The following is a 4,004-nucleotide window of genomic DNA, read 5'->3' on the forward strand; positions in this document are numbered from 1 at the left end:
TTTCCTCCGCGACGCCCGCCGCGTGCTGGGCGGCGCGCACGGAGGTGTGCTCGGGCAGCGAGCGCACGACCTCGACGATCCGCGGGTTCTTCAGGAACGAGAGTTTGCGCGTGCCGAAGTGGTAGAGCAGCGCGCCGAACGGCTCGGGGCGCAGCGCCACCCGGGGATGCAGCTGCCAACGGGTGTCGAGATCGAGCATTCGCCTGCCCTGCCCGTCAGTAGACGCCGCACATACCGTCGATGGAGACCTCTTCGATCAGGCTCTCCTCGACGAGTTCGGCGTTCTCGCCGTCGGCGGGCATCGAGTACTGGTGCGACATCTCCAACCTCCCTGGGTCACAACGGACCACCAGTCGTAGTCCACGTCACACCATAACCATGTCTCCGGTGCGCGTGAACACGGCCGCTTTCGCGCGGACTCTCGGCCCGCGCCGCACGGCCGGAGCTCTCGCGCGCGCTCGCGGCCCACGTCCCGGCCCTGCCCCGCGCCGGGGACCTCTAGACTTCGGGTGTACAACGGCGGAAAAGATTGTGATGGGCAACACATGCCCGCGGCGGTAGAGGTGGCATGGGAGTCGGACGCATACAGGCCAACGGGGGCGGCAGCAGCACGCTGTCGGAGTCCGAGATCGTCGAGGCCGCACTGCGCGTGGTCCGCGAGGACGGCGTCGAGAAACTGTCGATGCGGCGATTGTCGCGCGAGCTGGGCGTGTCCCCCATGGCGCCGTACTACTACGTCGCCGACAAGCGGGAACTGCTCGACCTGGTGGCGGGCGCCGCGCTGACGGGCGTGCGCACACCGCCGCCGGAGTCCGGTCCGTGGCAGCAGCGGCTGCGCGAACTGATCGATCAGATCGACGAGAAGCTGCGCAGGCATCCCGGGCTCGGCGACGTGCTCATCGAGCAGATGCTGGGCAAGCAGCTCGACCTGATCGCCGGGGTGATGAGTATTCTGGCCGACGCCGGATTCGACGATCGCGACATCCTGTCCGCCTACGCGACGGTGCACACCTATCTGTTCGGCCGCCGCAGGGTGAACCCCCGCGAGCCCGCACCGCTGGCCGGAGTCGATCTGCCCGACGTGGTCGCCCGCGCCACCGCGCACATGTCCGACCTGCGCGGGCGCTACACCTACGAGTTCGGCATGGACGTGCTCATCGCCGGGCTGGAGGCCCGGCTTGTCGCGGGAGCCGCCCGCGACGTACGATGAAATTGAAACACGTTCTAGTTTTCGGGTTCGAGAGGACGACATGACCACCGTCGAGGTTCCACACGGGTCACGCTCGGTCGTGCTGCGGGTCGCCGCGGTGATCGCCGAGACGGCCGACAGCTGCTCGCTGGTCTTCGACGTCCCCGAGGAGGCGCGCGAGAAGTTCGCCTACCGGCCCGGACAGTTCCTCACCCTGCGAATCCCCAGCGAGCTGACCGGTTCGGTGGCGCGCTGCTACTCGCTGGCCAGCTCGCCGCACACCGACGACAAGCCGAAGGTGACGGTCAAGCGGACCGAGGGCGGCTACGGCTCCAACTGGGTCTGCGACAACGTCAAACCGGGCGACCAGCTCGAGGTGCTGCCCCCGTCGGGCGTGTTCACCCCGTCGAATCTGGACGAGAACCTGTTGCTGTTCGGTGCGGGCAGCGGCATCACGCCGGTCATCTCCATCCTGAAGTCGGCGCTGGCGCGCGGCAGCGGACAGCTGGTGCTCATCTACGCCAACCGCGACACCGACAACGTGATCTTCGCCGAGGAACTGCGCGAACTCGGCGTCGAGCACGCCGACCGGCTCACCGTCATCCACTGGCTGGAGCCCCTGCAGGGCCTGCCGACCGCCGAGGCGCTGGCCACCCTCGCGCGCCCCTACGCCGAGTACGAGGCGTTCATGTGCGGCCCCAAGCCGTTCATGGACGGCGTGCACGACGCGCTGGCCCGGCTCGGCATGCCGCGCGCCCGGGTGCACGCCGAGGTCTTCAACTCCCTGGCGGGCGACCCCTTCGCCGACCAGGCCCCCGTGGAGCTGAGCGAGGCCGACGCGGCCGACGCCGCCACCGTGGAGGTGGAACTCGACGGGCAGGTCCACGAGCTGGACTGGCCGCGCAAGCAGACCCTGGTCGACATCATGCTCGCCAAGGGCATCGACGTGCCCTACTCCTGCCAGGAGGGCGAGTGCGGCTCCTGCGCGTGCACGGTGCTCGAGGGCGAGGTCGAGATGGACAACTGCGAGATCCTCGATCCCGAGGACATCGCCAACGGCTACATCCTCGGCTGCCAGGCCCGCCCGGTCACCGACCGGCTGCGCATCCAGTTCTGAGACGCGTCAGCGGGCCGCCCGGTAGCGGGCGCGGGTGGCCGGGTCGAGGTGCTCGGTCGCGTACGACAAGGCGGTTCGGCCCATCGCGGGCGCGTGGCGGTCCAGGAAATCGGTGAGCAAGGCGCGGTCGACGCGCTTGCCGACCTCGCGCAGCATCCAGCCGACCGCCTTCTGGATCAGGTCCCGGCGATCGTCGAGCAGGCGCTCGCACAACGCGAGGGTGGTGGAGGCGTCGCCCGCCTTGATGAAGGCGAAGGTGCTCAACAGCGCCACCCGCCGCGACCACAGCGACTCCGACCCGGCCAGCGCGAACAGTTCGTCGCGCGGGCGGTCGAGCAGATCGCGGCCGATGAGGTGCTCGGCGGAGGAGTCGACCAGATCCCAGTTGTCCACCCGGCCACGGCGCACCGCCGCCCGATAGCGGCGCACCGCCTCGGCCGTCACCGCCTCGTCGCGGGTGCGCGGCCTGCTCGCGCGGTCGTAGCGGGCGACGAGCAGCAACAGCCCCGCCAGACGCTCCTCGTGGATCTCGCTGTCGAGCAGGATCTCGATCTCGTCGAAGGACAGCTCGGCGAAGCGGCGGACCACCGCGCGGATCGCGGGCACGCGGACGCCGAGGAAGACGTCGCCCTCGCCGTACTCCCCCTGACCGGTCTTGAAGAAGCGCCGCGAGTGTGCCGCGATCGCCGGATCGGCGAGCTCCGCCAGGGCCGCGCGCACCTCGGCGGCGCCGACCGCCGCGCTGCTCGTCTCGCTCATTCGGCTCCGATCGGACTCGGCCGCAACCACATCGGCGGCAGGGGTCAGAGGCGGGCGCCGAGCGCGCGCCCGGATTCGTAGGCGGCGGCGCTCGACGGGAGGGCACCGGGGCGGCCGCTGTTGAGCACCCGGACGGCGCCCTCGCCGGTGGTCGGCCTGCCGAGACCGTCGACCTTCCTGATGGTCTGCGCGGCCACGGCCTGGGCGCTGTCGAACAGGCGCACGCCGTCCGGCAGGGCGGCCAGGATGGCGTCGGAGACCAGCGGATAGTGGGTGCAGCCGAGCACGACACCCTCGGTGCCCGGCGGGGTCTGTTCGGCGGCGCGGGCGATGGCCTCGGCGGCCGCAGCCAGGTCACCGCGATCGATGGCGTCGGCCAGACCGTGGCAGGCCACCCCGGTGACCTGGGCATCGCCACCGAAACGGGCGATCAGGTCGGCCTGGTAGCCGCTGGCGGTGGTGGCGGCGGTGGCCCACACCGCGACCGTGCGGCAGGCCGCGGCGGCGGGTTTTATGGCGGGCACGGTGCCGACCACCGGCACCTCGAGACCGACCTCGGCGCGCACGTGCTCCAGCGCGGTGACGCTGGCGGTGTTGCACGGCAGCACGATGACCTCGGCGCCGTGCGCGAGCGAGGTGCGGGCCGCGCCGACCACCCGTTCGATCGTCCACGCCTCCGGCTTGGGTCCCCACGGCGCGCCGTCCGGGTCGAGCTGGAGCAGCAGATCCAGATCCGGGCGCAGTTTCCGCAGCCAGGCGGCCGTCGGCAGCAGCCCCAAACCAGAGTCGATGATCGCGACGATCAACCCACCACCGTATTACAGCCCCGTTACCGGCCCGCCCCGCCGGTCCCCCCCCCCCGGACACGCCGTGGCGTGCAGACAAGCCGGCACCACCAACGCGAGCGGGGCCGCCGCGGCGACCTTGGCGCGCGCCTTC

The 4,004-nt window shown here is 71.0% G+C and carries 6 protein-coding genes; 2 read left to right on the forward strand and 4 right to left on the reverse strand.

The window, feature by feature from the left end; translation table 11 throughout:
• The coding region (mftB, locus tag QH283_RS13630) for a mycofactocin biosynthesis chaperone MftB (RefSeq protein WP_280503370.1) at positions 1-199 on the reverse strand (199 nt) is incomplete at its 3' end.
• Positions 200-215: 16 nt separating this feature from the next.
• A complete protein-coding gene (mftA, locus tag QH283_RS13635) occupies positions 216-302 on the reverse strand; it encodes a mycofactocin precursor MftA (RefSeq protein WP_280503375.1) in 87 nt (28 codons plus the stop codon).
• Between the two features lie 266 nt (positions 303-568).
• Between mftA and mftR2 the strand changes: the two genes are divergently transcribed.
• Together mftR2 and QH283_RS13645 are read left to right on the forward strand one after the other, a co-directional pair.
• Positions 569-1,210, forward strand: a complete 642-nt coding sequence (gene mftR2, locus QH283_RS13640) for a mycofactocin system transcriptional regulator MftR2 (protein WP_280503371.1) — start codon at positions 569-571, stop codon at positions 1,208-1,210.
• A 40-nt stretch (positions 1,211-1,250) separates the two neighbouring features.
• Entirely contained in the window at positions 1,251-2,306 is a 1,056-nt protein-coding gene (locus tag QH283_RS13645; RefSeq protein ID WP_280503372.1) for a ferredoxin--NADP reductase, read from the forward strand.
• A 6-nt stretch (positions 2,307-2,312) separates the two neighbouring features.
• Here QH283_RS13645 and QH283_RS13650 read toward each other — a convergent pair whose 3' ends face one another.
• Positions 2,313-3,065, reverse strand: a complete 753-nt coding sequence (locus QH283_RS13650; protein ID WP_280503373.1) for a DNA alkylation repair protein — start codon at positions 3,063-3,065, stop codon at positions 2,313-2,315.
• Positions 3,066-3,109: 44 nt separating this feature from the next.
• Positions 3,110-3,871 carry a glutamate racemase gene (locus QH283_RS13655; protein ID WP_280503374.1) on the reverse strand — a complete coding sequence of 254 codons (762 nt, stop codon included), beginning with the start codon at positions 3,869-3,871 and terminating at the stop codon, positions 3,110-3,112.
• Positions 3,872-4,004: the final 133 nt, after the last annotated feature.

Origin of the sequence: Nocardia farcinica (genome assembly GCF_029867845.1) — a bacterium.
Taxonomy (GTDB): Bacteria; Actinomycetota; Actinomycetes; order Mycobacteriales; family Mycobacteriaceae; genus Nocardia; species Nocardia farcinica_A.

What these genes read in the sequence shown, in the direction of transcription:
- mftA (WP_280503375.1), bottom strand. Translation starts at nt 302, where the DNA reads ATGCCCGCCGACGGCGAGAACGCCGAACTCGTCGAGGAGAGCCTGATC.
- mftR2 (WP_280503371.1), top strand. Translation starts at nt 569, where the DNA reads ATGGGAGTCGGACGCATACAGGCCAACGGGGGCGGCAGCAGCACGCTG.
- QH283_RS13645 (WP_280503372.1), top strand. Translation starts at nt 1,251, where the DNA reads ATGACCACCGTCGAGGTTCCACACGGGTCACGCTCGGTCGTGCTGCGG.
- QH283_RS13650 (WP_280503373.1), bottom strand. Translation starts at nt 3,065, where the DNA reads ATGAGCGAGACGAGCAGCGCGGCGGTCGGCGCCGCCGAGGTGCGCGCG.